Raw genomic sequence first — 21,776 nt, 5'->3', positions numbered from 1 at the left:
TTATTCATAGCTTTAAAGGAGGGTAAATGAGAATTGGAATACTGGCAGCGGGTATTACTCGTCCTACATTGTTACCGAGTTTTGGCTCTTATGCCGATATGTTTGTTACGCAGTTTGCTGAGCAGGATTCGACGTTTGAATTTGACGTGTTTGATGTTCGAGATGGCGTTTTTCCAAGTCATGCTGATGTATGTGATGCGTGGTTGATTACTGGGTCTCGCTCAAATGTCTATGAAGATCTTTCTTGGATGCAGCAACTAAAAGTGCTGATTCAGGAAATTGATGCGAAAAAGCAGCCTTTAGTGGGGATTTGTTTTGGGCATCAGATTATTGCCGAAGCATTGGGCGGTGGCGTAGTAAAGTTTGCTGGTGGTTGGGGTGTTGGGATTCATGACTACGAGGTGGTTCCCAATGTGAAGGACATTGTTTTGCCTGAGCCGCCGAGCCATATTTCAATTTGTGCGATGCATCAAGATCAAGTCGTCCTAAAACCTACCAGAGCCAAGGTATTTGCTCGGTCTGCATTCTGTGAAAATGCGGGTTTGGTATATGACAAACACATCGTTACTTTGCAAGGGCATCCAGAGTTCAGTGCGGCTTATGAAGCGGCATTGATTGACAACATAAAAGGCGACAGCTTTTCGCTTGAAGTGGCTGAGCAAGGCTTGAGTAGCGTTCGAAAGGATGCGTTAAATTCGCCAGAAGTGATTGCGTGGTTGGTGGAATTTATCAAATCAGGGGATGAAAACCGCCTTTCTCAAGGTTAGTGTTGTTGCTCATTTAAGGTGAATGTAAAAAAGCCAATGATATTTCATCATTGGCTTTTTTGTGGCTTATTTTGTCTGATAGCGGGTTATTGCCCTGTCTTAAGGTTGGTCCAAAAACGGGTCATTAATCGTTCGATTTTTGCACCGCGCAATTTTTGTGTGAAGAATCTTTCTTTCACTTCGTCGGATGGGTAAATACCAGGGTTGTTGGAAATTTCTTGATCTTGAAGCTCCGTGGCTAACAGGTTTGGATTAGCGTACGCGACGTAGTTTGTTACATCGGCAATGACCTCTGGTTCCATCAAGTAGTTGATAAACTCATGGGCGTTGTCTGCACTTTTAGCACCTTTTGGAATGGCGAGCATATCAAACCAAATTTGTGTGCCTTCGTCCGGAATGCTGTATGCCACTTCGATACCATTGTCTGCTTCTGCTGCACGGTCTTGGGCTTGGATGACATCACCAGACCAGCCAATTGCCACGCACGCATCGCCATTGGCCAGCGCGCTAATGTATTGCGAAGAATGGAATTGAGTGACGTAAGGGCGAACCTTTTTCAATAACATGGCTGCTGGGCTATCTAGTGCATAGTCTTTCGCTTTTCGGCTATTTGGATCCATGCCTAAATAATTCAAAGCCAATGGGTACAGTTCGTCGGGTGAGTCGAGGAACATCACACCACACTTTTCGAGTTTTGCCATATTTTCCGGTTTAAACACGAGGTCCCAGCTGTTGACTGGCGCGTCTTCGCCTAATGCTTTTTTGACCATCGCAGGGTTGTAGCCGATGCCTGTTGTGCCCCACAAATATGGCACACCATATTGATTGCCTGGGTCAACGGCTTCTAAATAAGACAATAATTCAGGGTCAATGTTTTTGTAGTTTGATAGTTTGGATTTGTCCAGTTTTTGAAAAACACCCGCTTGAATTTGACGCCCCATAAAAGAGGCTGTCGGCACAACTAAGTCGTAACCTGAACCGCCGGCGAGCAATTTGGCTTCTAGTACTTCATTACTGTCAAAAACATCCGCAATGACATGGATGCCCGTTTGTTGCTCAAAGTTACCAATGGTGTCTTCACCAATATAATCCGACCAGTTGTAAAATTTCAGTTCTTCTTCTGCAAGCCCAGAAATTGGCATGGCGACAGCGGTGCAGGCAAGTAATGGCATTAAGGGTTTACATAAACGAAATACGGTGTTTTTCATAGTGTTCTACCTCTTAGTTAGCAATGGAAAATGTTGATCAATTCATTAAACGATGACCTCAAAGGGGGTTATACATTGAGCAATAAGTGCTCTCTTTCCCAAGAGCTGATGACCTTGTTAAAGGTTTCAAACTCCGTTTTTTTAATGCCAATATAAGCATCGATAAATTGCTGCCCCATGATTTCGCAAATTTCAGGGCAGTCTTCTAGTAATCGTAATGCTTCTTCTAAAGTACGAGCTAGTTCCACATTGTCATGTTCAAGTGCGGCGGCACCAGTGATTGGCGCACTTGGTTTGAGCTTTTCTTTTAAGCCTAAATAACCACAAGCCAAGCTTGCCGCAATGGCTAAATAAGGGTTGCAGTCCGATCCAGGAAAACGGTTTTCAATTCGTGTGGCTTCAGGTGATGATGCGGGAACGCGTAAGCCTGTCGTGCGGTTATCAATGCCCCATTTCATGTTCACTGGCGCGGCGATTTCTGGTGCAAAACGACGATAGGAATTTACATTCGGCGCAAAAAAACTGATGGCACTTGGCGTGTATTTTTGCAAACCGCCCATGTAATGATAAAACGCGTCACTGAACTCGCCGTTTTCAGTGAAAATGTTTTTTCCGGTCTTAATGTCTAAAATGCTTTGGTGGATATGCATGGCGCTACCGGGCTCATTTTGCATCGGTTTGGCCATAAAAGTGGCGTAGATATCATGCTTTAACGCGGCTTCTCGTAGGGTGCGTTTGAATACAAAAACCTGATCCGCTAAATCAAGCGCATCGCCGTGAAGAAAGTTGATCTCCATTTGCGCCGCACCAGATTCATGGATCAGCGTGTCCACATCCAAATCTTGTGCTTCGCAATAGGCGTATAAAGTGTCAATGACAGGATTGAATTCGTTAACCGCGTCAATGCTATAAGATCGACGAGCGGTCTCTCTTCGGCCAGAGCGGCCTTTGGCTGCCTTCAATTCATAATCTGGATCGTCATTTTTTTGCACCAGATAAAATTCGACTTCTGGTGCAACGACGGGACGTAATCCTTCTTTTTCAAACAGCGCTAAAACTCGTCGTAGAATGGTTCGGCTGGCTAAAGGGTGAAGGTTGCCTTGGGTGTCGTAACAATCGTTAATAAGCTGTGCGGTGGGTTCATCTGTCCAAGGAACAATTCTCAGCGTGTTGGTGTCTGGTACAAGTATCATGTCACGGTCACGGGCATCGACTATGTCGTAATGGTTATAAGCCCAATCTCCGGTCACACTTTGTACTAAAACCGTTTCAGGTAAGCGTCCACCATTTTCTGCTAAGAACTTACGTGTAGGGTAGAATTTACCCCGCGCATTGCCTGTCATGTCTGGTAATGTAGACTCGATTTCTATAATTGAATGCTTTTTTAGAAAATCTTCTAGAACACCCATGAATCCCCCTTCATTATGTTGTTGACTCTTAAGTAATAACACTTTTATAAGAATCGACACATACCTACTAAGGGGTAGCTACTTTTTTTTAAATTTTGACTAAATTAATGATCTATTGGTGCAGTGCTACGAAATGTGTAATGTTTTTTTATAGGGTATAAACATGCAGAATCAAGGTTTTGAACGTTCTTATTATGCGCATAGCAGTAATCAAACTTTACACTTTCCCCCTTTGCAAGAAAGCCATGAAACCGATGTTTGTATCATTGGTGCTGGATATACTGGGTTGTCGGCAGCGCTTCACCTGTCTCAAAAAGGCTATCGCGTTACCTTGTTAGAGGCTAAGTCGATTGGTTCTGGTGCTTCTGGGCGTAATGGTGGTCAATTTTGTCAGGGGCTGAATGTTGATCATGAGGTCTTATGTCGAAAAGTCGGTAAAGAAAATGCCGATGCATTATGGAAAATGTCGGTTGAGTCGGTTGAGTTGGTGAAGTCTCTTATTCATGAACATCAAATAGAATGTGATTTGAAGGCGGGAGTGTTACATGTGGCCTCAAAGCCATCTCATGTCGAAGATATGAAGCAGGCCGTGGAATATAAGAACACCGTATTGGGTTTTGCTTCCATTGCATATTTGAATGATCAAAGTGTGGCAGAGCGACTAGGGACAGAGCATTACTATGGTGCTGAGTATTATGAGCAAGGGGGACACCTCCATCCTTATAATTACGCATTAGGATTGGCTCATGCGGCGCAAAAAAATGGTGTTCATATTTATGAAAACACGCCGGTTGTTGGTTATGTCTCGGGAAATAATCCTAGTGTTTCAACCCCTCTCGCAACCGTGAAAGCAAAATTCGTTGTCTTCGCATGTAATGGGTATCTGGGAAAATTACACCCTCAAGCTGCAAAAAAAATCATGCCAATCAATAACTTTATTTTGGCAACCCAGCCCTTGCCGGCGTCTGTTTATAATCGAATAAACCCGCTCGATCTTGCTGTGGCTGACTCAAAATTTGTAGTGAATTACTTCCGTTTATCTGCAGATAAACGACTGCTATGGGGAGGCGGAGAAAACTATCGATCTCGCTTTCCTTCAGACATCTCAGGCTTTGTTAAAAAACATATGATTGCCACTTATCCTGAATTGAAGAAAGTGCAAATTGATTACAGTTGGGGAGGGACGCTGGCTATTACGCTGAATCGAATGCCTCATTTTGGTCACGAAGAAAAGAATGTGTTTATAGCGCAAGGGTATTCAGGGCACGGGATCGCATTGGCGACTTTGGGTGGAAAGTTAATTTCGGAAGCGGTAAGCGGCACCGCAGAGCGTTTTGATATTTTTGCAAGTGTTCCTAATGCGGACTTTCCTGGTGGGACTTTATTGCGTTGGCCTGGGTTGGTTGCGGGGATGTTGTATTACAAGCTGCGAGACCAATTGCCTTAATGGTGTCCCCACCAGGACTCGAACCTGGAATAGCTGCTTAGGAGGCGGCCGGTATATCCTGTTTACCTATGGGGACTGATCGCAAGGCGTATTTTATACATTAGTTATGTTTGAATTACAAATCAAACATAACCATGCTATTGATTCTTATAGGTTTTTAGGCCCGTCCTAGCGTGTGTTTGCTACTGATTGGGCGAGTGGAGCCTCTGGCAGTATAGACTTTGTTCTTACTACTATGGCCTTGCAGGAGTTCGTATAGGTGCTTGTTACGCTTTTGTAAGGTGTTGAGGATGCGAGCGTTTGTGTTGTTTTGTGTTTTACACTTTTTCAATAAAGCTTCGCAGTCTTTCATTAATAGCCGTACTTCATCCATAGAGCTGTCTTGTAAGGAAAGCCACTTTTTAAAATCTTCTTCGGAGGGCTCTTTTCGATCGACGACATCAAATTTAATGAGAATATTGACTCTTTTCTCATTGAGTTGATTCATTTCATCTAGGAGGGTTTGCTTTTCTTCGGATAAATTGATGATGGTTTCGCTGTCCAGTTCGCCATAAGCCAAACGTTCTTCATCAAGAAGCAAAGAGAGCCTTTCTAGTGTCTCTTTGCTTTTGATAAATATAGGGGCAATGGGGATCATAAGACAAACCGTTTACAGACTGTATAAGTTGTACAGTCTAGAATAGCGAGTCCATAGAAGCCATATTATTTGCTAGCTTCTGCGTATCTATTTTGTATTCGCCCGCTGCAATAGCGTTTTTGATTTGTTCTACTTTATCCATGTCAACATCAGGCAAGTTGTTAATCTTGGCTTGCTGATTTTGCAATGTTTGCGCAGTACCGCTCAATTTCACGGTGTCTTCTGCTAAAGTACCGCCACTTTGTACAGCGCTTTGTTTTTCTGTCGCACTACCAGTAGCATCGTCTTTTTGCGAACGTTCGCTTTTATTGATCGTGCTCTGGTTTGATAGACCTGTAAAATGTATTGCCATTGGGTTTTCCGCCCTTTAATGATTTGCCTGTCTATATTGTCGGCAACGCCTACAGAAACTTTAATGAAAGCTATAGAAAAAAAGAATTTATAAATCGCCGATCAGTCTGTACTCAATAGTTTACAAGAACCTCACTGTCAGTTACAACTTTGGCGTATATAATTCGCTCAGAACTTGTGTTTTTTACGCGTATTTGTTGTCCTTTAACGCCATTTTCTAACGCAACACCGTTCATCCGGACTAATATGCTGCCGCTTTGAGCTGTGATTAATACAACGTCACCTTTCTTTATAAGCATTGGAGGTGTGGTTAGGTTATCCGTAATAAAGGTATTTATACGCAAATTACGTGATGCTATCTGTCCATAAGGTGGATTATCTTCGGTAAAAATATGCCCTCTTAAGCTAGATAGGTCTACTTCACCGACATCTGTGTTCGACTTACTGATGATTTGCCCCCGATTGATTGGGGTGATGGTTTTTATGGCAGGAATCATTATAGATTGAGTGACCGGAACGTAAGATTTCCATACAGGCTCACTGCAGCTGATCTCGTAATTTGTGCGTTTTGTTGCTTCTGGCCTTTGGTTAATAATCTGAAAAAAGCCATTGTCACAAGCCGGTATGTAGTTGAGTGCGGATACATTATTTAGTGTAATGCCAATAGCCGCGTTAGGGTAGGTTTCTGAAAGTCTTGGGATTTCTACTTGGTTTATGAAGTGATTAATGTGCTCTTCAGTCGATGTGGCAAATGTTAAACCAACTTGAAAGTAAATGAAGGCTACACTTAGCCTTAGGATTCGCATGATTCGCTCACTTTGTTTATTATCATGTTATAAATAAGATAGTTAGTAAAATATTAGAAATCACTTTATCATTGGATAATACATTTTAACAATTTTGAGGTGATACCTCAGGATAATGTTTACACATTTTTGGAGGCGTTTATGGCTGGAGTTTTGGATACTGTTAACCAACGTACGCAGCTTGTAGGGGAAAACCGACTCGAGTTACTGTTGTTTCGCTTAAATGGTAAGCACCTTTACGGTATCAACGTTTTTAAGGTAAAAGAAATTCTACAGTGCCCCAAATTGACGATCATGCCTCACAGCTCGCCTGTTGTGCGTGGGGTTGCTCATATTCGCGGTGGTACGATTCCTATTTTAGATTTAGGGCTGGCGACAGGATCAAGCCCCATTGAAAACATTGACCAGTGTTTCGTCATCATCACAGAGTACAACCGTCGTATACAGGGATTTCTAGTACGAGGCGTTGAGCGTATTGTGAATATGAACTGGAGTGATATTCAGCCGCCACCAAAGGGTTTGTCTAATGACAATTACCTCACCGCCGTTTGTCAGGTGGAAAAAGAGATGGTTGAAATCCTTGATGTTGAGCAGATTTTATCTGAAGTCGCACCTACTCGTCAGGATATTTCAGAAGGTATTGTTAACGAAGCGGTAACAGAGAACGCGAAGAAACATCATATTCTTATTGTTGATGACTCTTCTGTTGCACGTAAGCAGATTAAGCGTTGTATGGAACAGGTTGGCTTTGCTACAACGGTGTTGTGTGATGGACGAGAAGCGCTTGATTTCCTACAAAACATGGTTGCCGAAGGTAAAGATGTTACAGAGGAATTCTCTATGGTCATTTCGGACATAGAAATGCCGGAAATGGATGGATACACACTGACTACAGCCATTCGTAATGATAGTCGCTTACAAGATTTGTTTATTCTTCTTCATACCTCTTTGAGTGGTGTTTTCAACGAGGCAATGGTGAAAAAAGTTGGGGCGGATGGTTTCTTGGCTAAATTCCAGCCAGATGAATTGGCTCGATTGGCGATTGAAACAGTGCAGGCATCATCAGAGTGATTGTTGGCAGGGGGTAATCCTGCCTTATTAATTTGATCTGTCGCTAATGGAGTTTTAATGCTCAGTAGTACAAATGCAATTACACCAAATGGTTATATCAGATTTAGAGATTATCTACAGAAAGCATGTGGAATTTCGCTGAGTGACAATAAGCAATACTTGGTCGCTAGTCGTCTAGGTAAAGTATTGGAAAGAGAAGGCTACTCTAAAATTGAGCAGCTCGTTGATGCTTTAGAGCGGTTTGGTAGCACGAAACTAAAAGAGGAAGTCATTAATGCAATGACGACCAATGAAACACTTTGGTTTAGAGATACCCACCCGTTCGCCATTTTGAAAAGTAAAGTGCTACCAGAAATGACGGCGGCGCCCTTGAAAATTTGGTCTGCAGCCTCTTCTACAGGTCAAGAACCTTATTCCATTAGCATGGTGATTGAGGAGTTTAAATCTGCTCGACCGGGCGTGTTGAAGGCGGGTGAAAAAATTGTCGCTACGGATATTTGTACAAATATTCTTCAGCATGCCAAACAAGGTGAGTACGATAGTTTGGCTATTGCTCGTGGTCTTGGTGCAGATTTGCAAAACCGTTATTTTGATAAAGTGAATGACTTAACTTGGAAAATAAAACCGCATTTGAGTTCGCGTGTTGATTTTAAGTATTTGAACTTGATCGAGCCCTTTACAGTATTGGGTAAGTTCGATGTGATTTTTTGTCGAAATGTACTGATTTATTTTACGGTAGATCTCAAGCTAGATATTCTGAAAAGAATGCATTCCTCTCTAAAGCCGGGTGGGTATTTGTTTCTTGGTGGATCTGAGGCGTTGAGTGGTCTATCTGACCATTTTGAGATTGTACAATGCCATCCTGGTATCGTGTATAAGGCCAAAGCGCTGTAACGCTACGTTAAACCTCACTTTTATTATTTAGAAAGCCTGTCTAATTTTTTAGATGGGCTTTTTTGTGTTTATTACCCTAACCTTCAATATTGCCGCTTTTTGCCGTTCCTGCCTTTTTTATTGGTATGTCATTGATAAATAGGAGTTTTATTTTTTGGCATCAATATTGCTTTATGTTTCATGTATTGATTAGTGATGTTTTTATTGAGGAATGAATGGCTATATCTTTTGCGAGTGCATTGGCAGGACATGACAAAACGCTAGAGTTCAGAAGTGCGAGAGCCGCTGTCCTTGCAAATAACATTGCCAATGCGGATACACCAAACTTTAAAGCAAGAGACATTTCATTCGACTCACTTTTAAATAACGAAAGCAGCAAACTTAAGCTGGCAGGCACAAACACAAGACATATCTCTGGGGAGGGGTTTTCAGGTGAATCAGATGATTTATTGTACCGGAATTCCAATCAACCATCCTTAGATGGTAATACCGTTGATATGCAGAGAGAGCAGGCCGAGTACGCGCAAAACTCATTACAGTTTGATACGAGTTTTATGTTCTTGGATCGAAAAATTAGCGGCATGAAAAAAGCGCTTATTGGGAATTAATGACGATGTCTTTGAGTAATATTTTTACCATCTCTGGGTCAGCAATGAGTGCTCAAACGGTTCGTTTGAATACGATTGCAAGCAACATGGCGAACGTAGACAGTGCGGCAAGCTCAGCAGATCAAACATATCGTGCCCGTAAGCCCATATTTTCGCAGATGATGAATGACAGTATGCGTGATTATGGTTGGAATAATGCCAGTGTTGATGAAAGCGGTGCTGGTATTGGTGTAAAGGTCGACGGCATTGTGGAATCGGATGCACCTCTGCAACCAAGATATGAGCCAGATCACCCAATGGCTAACGAAGAGGGTTATGTGTTTTACCCGAATGTAAACCCGATGGAAGAGATGGCCGATATGATGTCGGCGTCACGATCCTTTCAGACGAATGTGGAAATTATGAATTCAGCAAAAAGTATGATGCAGAAAATGCTCACGCTTGGACAGTCATAGGAGCGGATAGATGGCAAATATATCTGACACTAAAGGCCTTGGCGGGCTGATTTCTCAATATGGAACCGATGCAGCTAAATCCAAAGCTGGTATTGAGAAGCCTGAAGTGGCAAAAGATGAGGCGGCGTTAGCTGACCAGAATGTATTTTTAAAACTCTATATTGAGCAACTTAAAGGGCAAGATCCAACTGCGCCTCAAGATGCCAACGATATGGTGGCGCAAATGTCACAGTTTAGCTCCTTAGAAAGGCTAACAGGTATCTCTGATCAATTGGAGAACATGGCGACATCGCTTACCTCGAATCAAGCGCTGAGTGCTTCTACATTGGTCGGTAAATCGATTTTGTTGGAAGGTAGTAAGGCAAAAATAACGGACGGCTCAGAAGCGGTTCAGTTAAAAACGGTGATACCTGAGAATTCTCAGACCGCGTCGTTGAAAATATTTGATGCGGATAATCGTCTGGTTCGTACGGCTGCTCTTAATTCTGGTGAGTATCAGTGGGATAAGCTGGATGATGACGGAAATCCTTTGCCGTCTGGTGAATATCGTTTTGCCGCTTCTTCGACAAATGATAAAGGTGAAGTTTCCACTATGAGTACTCGTCTTCCGACGCGTATCCAGGGTGTCACTATTAATGGTGAGAACGGTACGGTTTTAAACGTGGAAAATCACGGCAAAATCAAACTTACAAATGAATTAGAAATATTAGGGTGATTGGAGAGCATTATGGGATTCAATACAGCACTGTCTGGCATTAAGGCTTCTGCCGATTATTTAAGCGTTACTGGTAATAACATTGCCAACGCCGATACAACAGGCTTTAAAAAGTCACGTATTGAGTTTGATGATCTTTACAACACTAGTGTGCTCGGCGCAGGGAGCGGCAACAGTATTGGTTCTGGTGTGAGTGTTAGTAGTGTTTCTCAGGAATTTTCACCGGGCAACTTATCGTATACAGATAACAATCTTGATCTTGCCATTGATGGAAGTGGCTTTTTTATCCTTGACGCTGGTATCGCTCAAACCTATACAAGAGCGGGTAACTTCAAGCTGGATGAAGATGGTTTCTTGGTAACCAATACCGGCAGTCATGTTCAGGGGTTTAATGCGGTTGAAGGTATCGTAGGTGGTAACCTTGGTGATTTAAAAATACCAACCGATAGAATTTCACCAGAATCCACTACAGACATGAGCTTAAAGGTCAATTTAAACTCAAAGAGTGAAGATTTTCCGCCGTTTATCAAAGCGGATTTTGATCCGATGGATCCTGATACCTACAATTTTACGCAAACGCAAGGCGTGGCGGATGGTAATGGTGATACGCATATTGTGACGTATTATTATGCAAAAAGTGAAATGCCAAATACGTATAAAGTGCATGCGACTGTCGATGGCAACATTAAAGATGATGCAGGTGTTGCGTTTATGGGTGAAACATACGCGACCTATAACTCCGCCGAAGCCGGTGTGGATCACAACGGTGATGGCGTAGAAGAGCAGCCATTTGAGCTTTTATACTTAGGTGCGACAGAGCCTGGTGTGGCAGATATTGCTGCAGCGACGAAAACACCGCTTGCCGTTGCAGGTACTTTGGCTGGAATGGCGATAGCATCCACTTTGGCACCGACAGAAGTTCGAAGCTCAAGTTCTGTCGCTCGAGAAGCATTTGATCCGCTTGATCCAGATACTTATACGTACGGTAATACTCGGTCTGTTTATGACTCTCTGGGTGAATCTCATACGATGGGTTATTACTTTATTAAGCAAGGTGAAGACAATACTTATGAGTTGCGTGTGACAATGGATGGGGAAGAAAGCTATACCGATCCATTGACAGGGGAAGACACGCGATTTTTAGAAGAAAATACAGCCGTGTCTTTTGATGCCGCGGGTAATTTGATGGGCGCTTATCGAGGTATTCCACCTTTCGGTGTGGCTCAGCCAATTACATTAGAAGTGATGGGGATTGATCCGACAAATCGAGGTCGTGTAACAGAGCTAGACCTTACTGGTTCGACTCAGTTTGCGTTGGATAATACAGACAACTTCGAACAAAACGGTTTTTCCGCAGGCGAATTGCAGGGTGTGTCTTTTGATAGTGATGGTTTGTTGGTGGCAAACTATACCAACCAACAAACGGCAACACTTGGCCAGATAGCGTTGGCAACATTCGATAGTACGGACGGTCTTATGCCGTCAGGACATACCGCTTGGTTGGCGAGCAAAGGTTCTGGTCCTGCTGATATTGGTCGTCCAAACAGTGGAACATTAGGAAAAATTCAAGGGGGCGCGTTAGAGGAATCTAACGTAGATCTAACGTCTGAACTCGTTGCTCTGATTGAGGCACAGCGTAATTATCAAGCAAACAGTAAAACATTAGAAACCGAAAATACGGTTACTCAGACGATAATAAACCTCCGCTAATTTTCTGGAGAGAGAAGATTTAATGCCGGAACAGTGCTTTGCTGTTTCGGCTTTTTTTTGTCTTTTTATTGGCTTTGTCGAGTTGGTACGATTTTTGATACTACTTAACTCAATAACGTAGAATTCTTCTAGGAGTGTTGTAGTGGATAAGGCCTTATATTTAGCAATGAGTGGTGGTGTTCAAACCATGAATGCTCAAACAATACACGCTAACAACTTGGCAAACGTCAGTACAACGGGCTTTCGATCTGATTTCGAACAAGCTCGTTCGATGCAAGTGTATGGCGATCATTATCCTAGCCGTGTGTATGCGATGACCGAAAATCCAGCAACACGATATACGCAAGGTGACATGATTCAAACGGATCGAAATCTGGATGTTGCCGTTGCGGGTAAAGGCTTTATCGCTGTCTATGATGAGGCAGGGCAGGAAGCCTACACTCGTGCAGGAGACTTGCAAATTAATGCGGCTGGCCAATTGGTAACAGGCCGGGGGTTGCCTGTCGCTGGCGTGGGAGGCCCCATTTTTTTGCCTCCCCTTGACAGTATTAACATTACCGCTGACGGTTCCATTTCTATTGTTCCTCAAGGGGGCGCGGGGAATGAAGTCGCCGTATTAAACCAGATTAAGCTAGTGAACCCAGATACCCAGAATTTGCGAAAAGAGGAGGATGGCTTAATCCACTCTCGTGATGGTCAGGTGTTTGAGATCGATCCAACTGTTCAGTTGGCGGCCGGTTTTATAGAAGGCAGCAATGTGAATGCGGTTGAAGAAATGACGCACATTATGAACCTCTCTCGACGTTTTGAAATGAATGTAAAAATGATGGATACGATTCGAGATAATGCCGACTCTTCGGCACGAATTTTACAGCGATCATCTTAAAAATTAGTCAATAAGTAACGAATAATAGAATTGGAATAAGAGGCTTTTATGAATTCAGCATTGTGGGTCAGTAAAACCGGTTTAAGTGCGATGGATAAGCAACTTAACGTGGTTGCCAATAACTTGGCAAACGTTTCAACAACGGCGTTTAAGAAAGATCGAGCGGTATTTGAAGATCTAATGTATAAAACAGTACGTGCGCCCGGTGGGCTAAGTGCTCAGAATGCAGAGTTACCGTCAGGTTTGCAGCTAGGTACTGGTGTAAAAGTGGAAGCAACGCAGAAAGACTTTTCCAACGGCGATTACAATATGACGGATAGGCAGCTTGATGTTGCCATTCAAGGCAAGGGTTTTTTGCAGGTGCTGCAGCCTGATGGCACCATTGCCTATACACGTGATGGAAGTCTTCAGCTTAATAGTCAGGGGCAGATTTCGACATCTGGTGGCTTAGTGGTAGAGCCAGGTATTCAAATAGACCCTGATGCCATTGAAATTATGATTGCAGAAGATGGTGTGGTGTCTGTGCGTATGAGTGGTGAAGCGGATGCACAAGAAGTTGGTGCGATTAATATCGCAGGGTTTATTAACCCGACAGGTCTTAATGCGGCAGGTCAAAATATTTTTACAGAGACCAATGCGAGCGGCCCGCCACTTGTTGGTGTTCCAGGAACCGATTCATTGGGGACGATTGCACAAGGCATGTTAGAAGCCTCAAACGTGAATTCGATTGAAGAGCTGGTTAATATGATTACGACTCAAAGAGCGTATGAAATGAACTCCAAGGTCATTGCTGCCGCGGATGGTATGATGAGCTTTGCAATACAGCAGTTATAATAACGTGTGGAATATGATGAAGATTAAATGCGCGCTTTTGGTTTTGTTTAGTGCTTGCTTGTCTGGTTGCCTTTCTTGGGATATTAATCAGCAAGCGGTTGCGAATGCTGCTGCCGCTGGTGTGGCTGGTGCGGTAACCGATGCGGTGATTGATGCCGTCACAGGGGAAGAAATACCACCAGAAGAAGCTTCATCCGATGTTCCACGTAAAGGGTTTGTGCCTGATCCTGATAACCCAATGAGTGGCCCTGAAATAGGCCAGTCTATACAGTCTGACGACCCTTTTTATACGCCAGTATACCCTAATGGTATGAGCCCTTCCCAAGCACCAACGGGCGGCATTTATCAGACCAGTATGGGGGATGTATTTTTTGGGGATCAAAAAGCCAGTAAGGTTGGCGATATATTAACAATCAACCTAAACGAGACAACAACGTCGACAAAAGCCAATGCGGCGACGGTGTCAAAATCCTCTTCTGCAACCATTGAAAACCCAACCGTATTAGGGCAAGAGTTGAAGATGGACACCACTGTTCCGCAGCAAGGCACTGACTTTTCTGGGAACGCATCGGCGAATCAAAACAACAGCTTAAATGGTACTATCTCCGTCACTGTCTTTAAGGTATATCCAAATGGGGTGTTGGCGGTTCGTGGGGAAAAATGGTTGCGTTTAAATCAGGGTGATGAATACATTCGTTTTTCTGGTGTGGTCCGCAAGCAAGACATTTCACCTGATAACACGGTTGAGTCTGAGCGGGTCGCCGACGCGAGAATTACGTATTCTGGTACTGGTGATGTGGCGGCAGGAAGTGAGCAAGGTTGGGTAAGTCGTTTGCTTAATACGAGTGATATGCCTTATTAATTTGATCGTAATGAATAAGTGGGTAAAACCACTTTAATAGGTGATGTGATGAAGCACATAGCGCTAATTGTCTTATATTTTTTATCTTTTTCAGTTCAGGCGGAACGTCTGAAAGACATTGCTAGTGTTCAGGGCGTTCGAGATAACCAGTTGTTTGGCTATGGGTTGGTTATTGGATTAAACGGAACAGGCGATAGTACGCCTTTTACGAACCAAAGTTTTTCAAGCATGTTGTCGCGATTTGGTGTGACATTGCCTGCGGGCGTGAGTGCGACCTCTAAGAATGTGGCGGCAGTTTCGCTGACAGCCACATTGCCCGCGTTTTCTAAGCCCGGTCAAAAAATTGATATCACCGCATCTTCTATTGGGAATGCCAGTGCTTTACGTGGCGGAACCTTGTTGTTATCAACGTTAAAAGGGGCGGATGGTGCGGTTTATGCTATCGCCCAAGGTAATTTGGTTGTTGGTGGGTTGGGGGCGAACGGTGCCGACGGCTCTCGAACATCCGGTAATGTTCCTACGGTTGGCCGTATACCAAATGGTGCCAGTGTAGAGCGTACGGTACCGAGCAGTTTTAATACAGGCGACACCTTAACCTTTAATCTTAATCGCCCTGACTTCACCACCGCAAAACAAGTGTCCGATAAAATAAACAATTTATTGGGGCCTGGTGTGGCAACCACATTAGATGCCACTTCAATTCGTGTTTCTGCGCCGCGAGACCCAAGTCAGCGCGTGACTTTTTTGTCTATTCTTGAAAATTTAGAAGTAGAAGTGGCTGAAGAGCGAGCTCGTATTGTGGTCAACTCGCGAACCGGAACGATTATTATTGGTCAGCATGTGAAGGTTTCTCCTGCGGCCATAACGCATGGCAGTTTGACGGTGACGATAAAAGAAGTGCCGCCAGTTGTTGGTCAAGATGGTACGGTCACTGGTGGTGAGACCATAGTGTCGCCTCGTGAAGGCATTGAAATCAGTCGAAATAGTGGCCATATGTTTGTGTTTGATCCAGGTGCTTCTTTAAATGATATTGTTCGTGCGGTTAATCAGGTTGGTGCGGCGCCAGGTGACGTAATGGCTATCTTGGAAGGTTTGAAGCAGGCCGGTGCAATTAATGCAGACTTAGTGGTGATATAGCGATGAATTCAGTACCGCCAAAGCAAGATTTCTTTGCTGATTTTTCCACATTAACGGCGTTAAAAACCAAAGCAAAACAAGATCCAGATGCTGCGTTAAAAGACGTTGCTCAGCAGTTCGAATCTATTTTTATTAACATGTTATTAAAAAACATGCGCAGTACGAATGAAGCGATTGGTAGTGGTTTGTTTTCCAGTGCGCAAACCAAGCAATATCAAGAAATGATGGATTCACAAATGTCTCAGGGCTTGTCTAAGTCAGGTGGATTGGGGTTATCTGATGCGCTGATTCGTCAATATCAAACGCAGCAACAAGCTCGTACTAGTTCACCTGAAGCGAAAGCGCGAGGCGACACCGACTTTTTGAATCAAGTTGCGAAACAGGATTTGGTTAGAATTCAAGCGCTGGCACATCGTGCCTCAAGAGAATTTATTCAGTCTGTTCAGCAAGAGTCGCAAGTGGCTCCAAAAAGTGTTGTAGCGACCGCTCCCTCAGCGCTTTCTGTTGTGTTCGAATCCCCTGATGAGTTTGTCGAAAACCTTTGGCCTCATGCTCAGCAGGCTGGCGATAAGTTAGGAGTGAACCCTAAAGCGATATTGGCTCAAGCCGCTTTGGAAACAGGGTGGGGGAAGTATCCGATTGCCAAAGAAGATGGCGCCGCCAGCTTTAATTTGTTTGGCATTAAAGCCGATAATCGTTGGCAGGGTGATCGCGCCGTTGTTAACACGTTAGAGTTTCGTGATGGTGTGGCAAAGCGTGAAAAAGCCGCATTTCGTGCTTATGATTCTTTTTCTCAAAGCTTCGATGATTATGCAAATTTTCTCTCTTCAAGTGAGCGGTATAAAGATGCCCTCGATGCTGGAGAGGACGCGTCAATGTTTGCCGCTTCTTTACAAAAAGGCGGATACGCAACAGATCCAAAGTACTCTGAAAAAATTGATAACATCCTTTCAAGCGAGTGGTTTCAACACCTGTAGTAATAAAATTCACACGAATGGCCGCGTTGGTAAAGTTCTTGCATTACTAGCCGATAGGGATTCTATAACCCAAGGTTATTTTTGTAAAAACAGCTAGAGGTGTGAGCTATGAGCTCAAATTTATATTCAATTGGTTTGTCTGGACTTCAGTCCAGTAATGCTCGTATTAATACGACTGGGCAAAATACATCCAATGTGGATACAGAAGGCTATAGCCGCCAAAGAACGGATACCACAAGCTCGCCTGTTGGCGGTGTTGTGCTTCGTGACACCTCTCGCCTTGTCGATAATTTCGTTAGTGCTCAAGTAAGAACAGATACGTCAGAGTTTGCTTATTACGATACTTATCATTCTATGATGTCCGTTTCCGATAACTTGCTTGCAGAAGACAGTGTTTCTCTTACTGGTTATATAAACGACGCGTTTGGCGCGTTACAAACCGCGAACAATGATCCAACATCATCGTCTTTACGACAGTTGGCACACGCGAGTTTGAATAACTTGGTTGAGCAGTATAAAACCCTTTCAGGTATTGTGACGCGTCAAGAAGGCTTAGTAGACGAACAATTGTCAGCGTCTTTGACCGATTTGAACTCAATCACCGCAAAAATCTCCGACTTGAACGGCGCGATATTACGTCAGGAAGGTTTGTCTATTTCACCTTCCAATGAATTACGAGATCAGCAAGAACTGCTCGCAAAAGACTTATCTAACTATTTGGATGTGAAAGCGCAGTTTAATGATAAAGGCTTAATGACGATTCAATTAGCGAACGGTCAGCCTTTGGTTATGGATCAAAATCCAACAGAATTAAAAGTGTTAGCGGACCCTCTGGATCCTAAGAAAATCGATTTAGTGGTCGATTTTGGTGGTTATAACGTGGGTTTGAAAACAGATGGTTTAGGTGGAAGTATTGGTGGGTTGGTCGACTTCCGTTCGGATTTCAGTGTGGATGCAGACAGAACGCTTGGTCAGCACGCAATTTCTATTGCGGATGCGATGAATACGCAAAATGCGAAGGGGCTAGACGCCAATGGCGCGTTTGGTAAAGATATATTTGCCCTTGGTAAGGTGAATGTGTATTCAAGTAAAGATAACATCCATAAATTGTCTGATATTTCTATCAAGGTGTCTGAGGGTGGTGGCGCAAAAATCACCAAAAACTCTTATGAACTGACTCGAACGGATGATAATCGATTTGCTATTACACAATACGATTTAAACGGTCGTTCCGTTGGGCCGTCAACAGTGTTTGATCCATCGAACATGACATCAGACAGTGATGGTTATTATAAAATTGAAGAGTTGGGAATGGACATTCGATTGAGCGATATGGACAGTATCGACAATGACGATGCTTTTCGTTTTGCTCCGACTGAAAGTGCGGCAGCTAGCCTTACATTACATGCTAAGAATGGGGAGGCGCTTGCGTTGAGTTCACCCATTGGAGCCAGTACGAATTCAGGTAATTTATCGGACGCTAGAATCTCCATTTCATCGGTTACGGATACACATCCAGAGCGCTCTGCTTTTTCGTCAACGGGTGAACTTTACCCGAGCGCACCGCATAAAATTTATTTTACGTCTCCAAGCTCTTATGTGGTTCAAGATGCGACTGGAATTGAGATTGCGAGCGTGACAGGTGTTCAGCATTATACGAATTTACTTGAGCAGGCGGGACTAGCGGATAACGCAGGCTTTGATGTGTCTGTGTCTTCTATGCCAAAACTGGGCGATGAATTTACTATGGGAACAGAGGATATTGGCCCTGCCGATAACTTTAACGGTTTGGCTTTGGTTGATCTTCAGAATCAATCATTAGTGGCTGGTAAGTCTAGTCTATCGAAAGCGTTTGCGGGCTTTATCTCTTATGTGGGCAGTAAAACCGCCGAAATTGCAGGCCATGCTAAGTCGAGTGAAGTCGTAATGAATGACAGTGTGGCTCGTCGCGACAGGTTGTCGGCAGTGAGTCTTGATGAAGAAGCGGTGAATCTTTTGCGATACCAACAATCTTACTCAGCTTCCGCTCAAGTGGTAACCGCTGCTCGTACGACGTTTGAAACCCTGCTTGGGATTATGAGGTAAGCTTATGCGAGTGACGAATAATTTAATTTACGGTCAGTCTAGCAGGGCGATTGGTCAAGCGAATGAAAAGATCCTTAATGTACAGGAGAAAATTTCTGCACAAACGGACATCGTAAAACCGAGTGATAATCCTGTTGGCGCAAGTCAAATATTGATTTATGAAGGCAGTAATCATCAACTTAAACTGTTTGATGATTCGATCAAAATGGCAACCAGTAATCTGGAATATCAGGAAGTGTCGCTAGAAAGTTTAAACGATTCGATGGACGATGTTCGAACGCTTTTTATTCAGGCGCAAAACGACATTAATACACAAGAAGATATTGATGCCATAGTGCAAGAGATCTCATTAATCACCGAATCCATGGCTGAATTGATGAATTCAAGAAGCGCCGATGGCAGTTATGTTTTTGCGGGAACAGATTCTTTAACGCCGGCGTTTGTTTTGACAAGCGAAGGTCGTTATCAGTGGGCGGGTAATGAAGGCCGAAAGTACGCTCAAATATCTGAAGATATGAAAATTCCGGTTACGGATTCCGGTAAAAAACTCTTTCAGGATATTTGGACCAACAGATCCTTTTCATCTGAATTACTCACCGGTGATGTTTCACTTACTGCGACGGTTCAGCATCAAGGTGATTTCCATGAATTCATGGACAGCTTCTATGACCCTGAAAATCCAGCGTCCAATGTGTATCATCTGAAGACATTTCCCATAACATCGGATGGAAGCTCATCTGAGTCTTTTGATGCGACTTTCGTTGGGTCGGATACAAGAGCGGATCAGACAAGAAGGCGCGCATTTGATGGTGTTCCTGGTGGTTACAGCATTACTAATAGCGCTGGAGAAGAGGTGTCGGCTGGTTCTTATACGGCTGGTAAGCCTATTTCTTTTGGTGGTATGTCTTTTCTTGTAAGAGGCGAGCCTGGTTCAACGATTGATGTGTCCTTGGATAAGCCAAGGCGTGATAACGTTTTGAATGAAATTAATGATACCTTGGCGGTGTTGAGTAACGAAAATGCCAGTCATGATGAACGAGAAGCCGCTTTTTTAGACGCAACAACCAGCATTAATAATGCGCAGCGTATGGTCGGTGAGGGGCGTTCCTCAGTGGGTGCAAGGTTGAATATTCTTCGTGACAGATCGGATTTTAGTTCCGCGAATCAATTGTCGAATGCCATTGCTCAAGATCGAGTCGGTGGATTGGATATTGCGGCTGCGGCAACAGAACTTTCAATGAAAGAGTCTGCATTGAGTGCTTCACAAAAAGTGTTTACTCGCATGAGTAACCTGTCTCTCTTTAATAAAATGTAAGCTCTGAGGTATAAGGTAAAAGATGTCGGCATTTAAAATAGAGTCCTGTTTTGGGGCTGATATCAATGTCGGGTATTTCGATATGGAAGAAATACTCGATATTTTAGAACTTAAGAGTCAAGTGGTTGGCAGTAAACGTGTTCAAAGCCTGATCAAAATGCACGGTCGAAAAGATCGTATTGTTGGCGTTGCGATGCGACAAGTTACCTTTGATGTGCTGCGAAAAATATTAGATTCAGAATTCCTCCCATACGATCCCTACTACAATGTCGATAAGTTGCTCAATAGTCGAAGAGAAAGGCTATATGACGCACAAGAACGATTTCTGATTTTGTGTTTGTCTATTGCGAGCGGTAGATCGGTACGAAGCCTTAAAAAGCTAAACCCGGATTTAAACACCAAAGAATTACGCAGCAAGCATGGCCGAGGTGTGAGTCTTTTTCGTTATTTCAGGCAAGAGCTAAATGATCAAACGAGAGAATACATCCTAACGTATAAATCTCGTATGGATAAATCGGCTAATGGCGAAAACGAGGCGGCTAAAGGTAGCTTGGAAGCGCCAGAGCAGCAAAACAAAAAGACTGAATCTGTTAAAAAAGCCCCTTTAGAAAGCAAATTGATTCCTACTTCATTTGATGATGAGACAGTCGTTGCACTTAAGCTGTTTAAAGATGGGCATTCATTACTGTCTACGCAGGTAGAACGCTTTAAGCGTGGTGAGCAGCTTGAATTGTTAGAGCTCATGAAGTTTTGTCGCCGACTGGTTGAGTCTCATACTCGTAATAATTTTTCATTAATGGCAATACGCCATATAAAAGAAGCGTCTACTTATTTAGAACAGCATGCCATGGGAATGGCGGTGCTTGGGATTCATTTTGCGAAAGCGATGAAGCTGTCCAGTGGTTATGTTGACGTTATTGCACTTGGTGCGTTGTTGTTTGATTTAGGTCGTTTTCGCTTGCCGATGGCAATGGTCACGAAAACCACTAAGATGACGTCCAGTGAGTTTGATTTGTTTCGTAAGCATATTCAGTTTGGTGAGCAAATTTTGCATAAGTGTGAAGGGGTTCCGAAAGCGGTTTATCAGATGTTATCAGATCATCATGAAAAAATTGATGGGTCCGGTTATCCAGCGGGTAAGCAGGATCAGGAAATTTCAGTTTATGGGAAAATAGCGGCAATTATTGATGCATACGATGCGATGACGTCTGAGCAACCTCATAAGCCTTCAATGGGGCCAATTAAAGCGTATCAACAGATGCTAAAAGAATCTGGATTGGCTTTTGATCAGCAACTGCTGTCTGTTTTTCTAAAAAGCATTGGTAGTACGCCTGTCGGTTCTTGTGTGTCTTTGTCAAATGGACGTGTAGGCTTTGTTCTAACACTGAATAAGGCTTTTCAACCCTCTTTAGTTCGTCAAGTTTACAGTGTGACGAATAAAGCTTTCATTGAGTCGTCTGATATCGAGTTGAATAAATCTGCAAATCTGAGAACGGAGGTGGTCATTGAGAGTGAAGTAGACCCTCAGGCTTATGGGTTGCAATTTATCAATCATATTTCATGATTTAGCATTCACTCTTTAGCATCCACTCTTTAGCATCC

General features: G+C 43.4%; 21 protein-coding genes and 1 tRNA gene. 16 read left to right on the top strand and 6 right to left on the bottom strand.

The annotated features are described in order from the left end of the window. Positions 1–26 precede the first annotated feature (26 nt). A complete protein-coding gene (locus D104_RS22725) occupies positions 27–767 on the top strand; it encodes a glutamine amidotransferase-related protein (RefSeq protein WP_024022956.1) in 741 nt (246 codons plus the stop codon). 86 nt (positions 768–853) lie between these two features. On the opposite strand, the gene D104_RS22720 is transcribed toward D104_RS22725, so the two are convergent. Together D104_RS22720 and D104_RS22715 are read right to left on the bottom strand one after the other, a co-directional pair. Beyond that, positions 854–1,975 (bottom strand): polyamine ABC transporter substrate-binding protein, encoded by a 1,122-nt coding sequence (locus D104_RS22720; protein ID WP_024022955.1) that lies wholly within the window; start codon positions 1,973–1,975, stop codon positions 854–856. Positions 1,976–2,043: 68 nt separating this feature from the next. Continuing rightward, positions 2,044–3,384: a glutamine synthetase family protein gene (locus tag D104_RS22715; RefSeq protein ID WP_024022954.1), complete on the bottom strand. Its 1,341-nt coding sequence runs from the start codon at positions 3,382–3,384 to the stop codon at positions 2,044–2,046. Positions 3,385–3,547: 163 nt separating this feature from the next. On the opposite strand from D104_RS22715, the gene D104_RS22710 reads away from it, so the two are divergent. Beyond that, on the top strand, positions 3,548–4,831 hold the full coding sequence (locus D104_RS22710) for an NAD(P)/FAD-dependent oxidoreductase (protein ID WP_024022953.1): 1,284 nt from the start codon (positions 3,548–3,550) through the stop codon (positions 4,829–4,831). Here D104_RS22710 and D104_RS22705 read toward each other — a convergent pair. From D104_RS22705 to flgA, 4 genes are all read right to left on the bottom strand, one after another. Further along, positions 4,832–4,907: transfer RNA gene (locus D104_RS22705), tRNA-Arg, on the bottom strand. Positions 4,908–4,988: 81 nt separating this feature from the next. Continuing rightward, entirely contained in the window at positions 4,989–5,468 is a 480-nt protein-coding gene (locus D104_RS22700) for a flagella synthesis protein FlgN (protein ID WP_024022952.1), read from the bottom strand. A 37-nt stretch (positions 5,469–5,505) separates the two neighbouring features. After that, the gene (gene flgM / locus D104_RS22695) at positions 5,506–5,820 is read right to left on the bottom strand and encodes a flagellar biosynthesis anti-sigma factor FlgM (protein ID WP_024022951.1); all 315 of its coding nucleotides are present in this window, start codon (positions 5,818–5,820) and stop codon (positions 5,506–5,508) included. 112 nt (positions 5,821–5,932) lie between these two features. Further along, on the bottom strand, positions 5,933–6,625 hold the full coding sequence (gene flgA, locus D104_RS22690; protein WP_024022950.1) for a flagellar basal body P-ring formation chaperone FlgA: 693 nt from the start codon (positions 6,623–6,625) through the stop codon (positions 5,933–5,935). Positions 6,626–6,766: 141 nt separating this feature from the next. Here flgA and D104_RS22685 point away from each other — a divergent pair, with 141 nt between their 5' ends. The 14 genes from D104_RS22685 (at position 6,767) to D104_RS22620 (ending at position 21,738) form a co-directional block, all read left to right on the top strand. Next, complete coding sequence (locus tag D104_RS22685) at positions 6,767–7,696, top strand: chemotaxis protein CheV (protein ID WP_024022949.1); 930 nt, start codon at positions 6,767–6,769, stop codon at positions 7,694–7,696. A gap of 57 nt (positions 7,697–7,753) precedes the next feature. Beyond that, a complete protein-coding gene (locus tag D104_RS22680) occupies positions 7,754–8,590 on the top strand; it encodes a CheR family methyltransferase (RefSeq protein WP_024022948.1) in 837 nt (278 codons plus the stop codon). A gap of 215 nt (positions 8,591–8,805) precedes the next feature. After that, the gene (gene flgB, locus D104_RS22675) at positions 8,806–9,198 is read left to right on the top strand and encodes a flagellar basal body rod protein FlgB (RefSeq protein ID WP_024022947.1); all 393 of its coding nucleotides are present in this window, start codon (positions 8,806–8,808) and stop codon (positions 9,196–9,198) included. 5 nt (positions 9,199–9,203) lie between these two features. Next, positions 9,204–9,653, top strand: a complete 450-nt coding sequence (gene flgC, locus D104_RS22670) for a flagellar basal body rod protein FlgC (protein ID WP_031214478.1) — start codon at positions 9,204–9,206, stop codon at positions 9,651–9,653. Between the two features lie 10 nt (positions 9,654–9,663). After that, entirely contained in the window at positions 9,664–10,368 is a 705-nt protein-coding gene (locus D104_RS22665) for a flagellar hook assembly protein FlgD (protein ID WP_024022945.1), read from the top strand. Positions 10,369–10,380: 12 nt separating this feature from the next. Beyond that, complete coding sequence (locus D104_RS22660; RefSeq protein WP_024022944.1) at positions 10,381–12,078, top strand: flagellar hook-basal body complex protein; 1,698 nt, start codon at positions 10,381–10,383, stop codon at positions 12,076–12,078. 142 nt (positions 12,079–12,220) lie between these two features. After that, entirely contained in the window at positions 12,221–12,964 is a 744-nt protein-coding gene (gene flgF / locus D104_RS22655) for a flagellar basal-body rod protein FlgF (RefSeq protein ID WP_024022943.1), read from the top strand. Between the two features lie 48 nt (positions 12,965–13,012). Continuing rightward, complete coding sequence (flgG, locus tag D104_RS22650) at positions 13,013–13,798, top strand: flagellar basal-body rod protein FlgG (RefSeq protein WP_024022942.1); 786 nt, start codon at positions 13,013–13,015, stop codon at positions 13,796–13,798. Positions 13,799–13,811: 13 nt separating this feature from the next. Beyond that, on the top strand, positions 13,812–14,660 hold the full coding sequence (locus tag D104_RS22645; protein ID WP_024022941.1) for a flagellar basal body L-ring protein FlgH: 849 nt from the start codon (positions 13,812–13,814) through the stop codon (positions 14,658–14,660). 48 nt (positions 14,661–14,708) lie between these two features. After that, on the top strand, positions 14,709–15,797 hold the full coding sequence (locus tag D104_RS22640; RefSeq protein WP_024022940.1) for a flagellar basal body P-ring protein FlgI: 1,089 nt from the start codon (positions 14,709–14,711) through the stop codon (positions 15,795–15,797). A 2-nt stretch (positions 15,798–15,799) separates the two neighbouring features. Further along, the gene (gene flgJ / locus D104_RS22635; protein WP_024022939.1) at positions 15,800–16,774 is read left to right on the top strand and encodes a flagellar assembly peptidoglycan hydrolase FlgJ; all 975 of its coding nucleotides are present in this window, start codon (positions 15,800–15,802) and stop codon (positions 16,772–16,774) included. A gap of 108 nt (positions 16,775–16,882) precedes the next feature. Next, a complete protein-coding gene (gene flgK / locus D104_RS22630) occupies positions 16,883–18,859 on the top strand; it encodes a flagellar hook-associated protein FlgK (protein ID WP_024022938.1) in 1,977 nt (658 codons plus the stop codon). A gap of 4 nt (positions 18,860–18,863) precedes the next feature. Next, entirely contained in the window at positions 18,864–20,174 is a 1,311-nt protein-coding gene (gene flgL / locus D104_RS22625; protein ID WP_024022937.1) for a flagellar hook-associated protein FlgL, read from the top strand. 22 nt (positions 20,175–20,196) lie between these two features. After that, on the top strand, positions 20,197–21,738 hold the full coding sequence (locus D104_RS22620; protein WP_024022936.1) for an HD-GYP domain-containing protein: 1,542 nt from the start codon (positions 20,197–20,199) through the stop codon (positions 21,736–21,738). The last annotated feature ends 38 nt before the right edge of the window (positions 21,739–21,776 follow it).

The sequence above is a fragment of the Marinomonas profundimaris genome, from assembly GCF_000508165.1.
GTDB classification, from domain to species: Bacteria; Pseudomonadota; Gammaproteobacteria; order Pseudomonadales; family Marinomonadaceae; genus Marinomonas; species Marinomonas profundimaris.
This window is presented reverse-complemented; position numbering and strand designations above follow the sequence as displayed.

What these genes read in the sequence shown, in the direction of transcription:
- flgJ (WP_024022939.1), top strand. Translation starts at nt 15,800, where the DNA reads ATGAATTCAGTACCGCCAAAGCAAGATTTCTTTGCTGATTTTTCCACA.
- D104_RS22715 (WP_024022954.1), bottom strand. Translation starts at nt 3,384, where the DNA reads ATGGGTGTTCTAGAAGATTTTCTAAAAAAGCATTCAATTATAGAAATC.
- D104_RS22660 (WP_024022944.1), top strand. Translation starts at nt 10,381, where the DNA reads ATGGGATTCAATACAGCACTGTCTGGCATTAAGGCTTCTGCCGATTAT.
- D104_RS22645 (WP_024022941.1), top strand. Translation starts at nt 13,812, where the DNA reads ATGATGAAGATTAAATGCGCGCTTTTGGTTTTGTTTAGTGCTTGCTTG.
- flgA (WP_024022950.1), bottom strand. Translation starts at nt 6,625, where the DNA reads ATGCGAATCCTAAGGCTAAGTGTAGCCTTCATTTACTTTCAAGTTGGT.
- flgC (WP_031214478.1), top strand. Translation starts at nt 9,204, where the DNA reads ATGTCTTTGAGTAATATTTTTACCATCTCTGGGTCAGCAATGAGTGCT.
- flgM (WP_024022951.1), bottom strand. Translation starts at nt 5,820, where the DNA reads ATGGCAATACATTTTACAGGTCTATCAAACCAGAGCACGATCAATAAA.
- D104_RS22640 (WP_024022940.1), top strand. Translation starts at nt 14,709, where the DNA reads ATGAAGCACATAGCGCTAATTGTCTTATATTTTTTATCTTTTTCAGTT.
- flgB (WP_024022947.1), top strand. Translation starts at nt 8,806, where the DNA reads ATGGCTATATCTTTTGCGAGTGCATTGGCAGGACATGACAAAACGCTA.
- flgK (WP_024022938.1), top strand. Translation starts at nt 16,883, where the DNA reads ATGAGCTCAAATTTATATTCAATTGGTTTGTCTGGACTTCAGTCCAGT.
- D104_RS22685 (WP_024022949.1), top strand. Translation starts at nt 6,767, where the DNA reads ATGGCTGGAGTTTTGGATACTGTTAACCAACGTACGCAGCTTGTAGGG.
- D104_RS22665 (WP_024022945.1), top strand. Translation starts at nt 9,664, where the DNA reads ATGGCAAATATATCTGACACTAAAGGCCTTGGCGGGCTGATTTCTCAA.
- flgG (WP_024022942.1), top strand. Translation starts at nt 13,013, where the DNA reads ATGAATTCAGCATTGTGGGTCAGTAAAACCGGTTTAAGTGCGATGGAT.
- D104_RS22680 (WP_024022948.1), top strand. Translation starts at nt 7,754, where the DNA reads ATGCTCAGTAGTACAAATGCAATTACACCAAATGGTTATATCAGATTT.
- D104_RS22710 (WP_024022953.1), top strand. Translation starts at nt 3,548, where the DNA reads ATGCAGAATCAAGGTTTTGAACGTTCTTATTATGCGCATAGCAGTAAT.
- D104_RS22700 (WP_024022952.1), bottom strand. Translation starts at nt 5,468, where the DNA reads ATGATCCCCATTGCCCCTATATTTATCAAAAGCAAAGAGACACTAGAA.
- D104_RS22620 (WP_024022936.1), top strand. Translation starts at nt 20,197, where the DNA reads ATGTCGGCATTTAAAATAGAGTCCTGTTTTGGGGCTGATATCAATGTC.
- D104_RS22725 (WP_024022956.1), top strand. Translation starts at nt 27, where the DNA reads ATGAGAATTGGAATACTGGCAGCGGGTATTACTCGTCCTACATTGTTA.
- flgL (WP_024022937.1), top strand. Translation starts at nt 18,864, where the DNA reads ATGCGAGTGACGAATAATTTAATTTACGGTCAGTCTAGCAGGGCGATT.
- D104_RS22720 (WP_024022955.1), bottom strand. Translation starts at nt 1,975, where the DNA reads ATGAAAAACACCGTATTTCGTTTATGTAAACCCTTAATGCCATTACTT.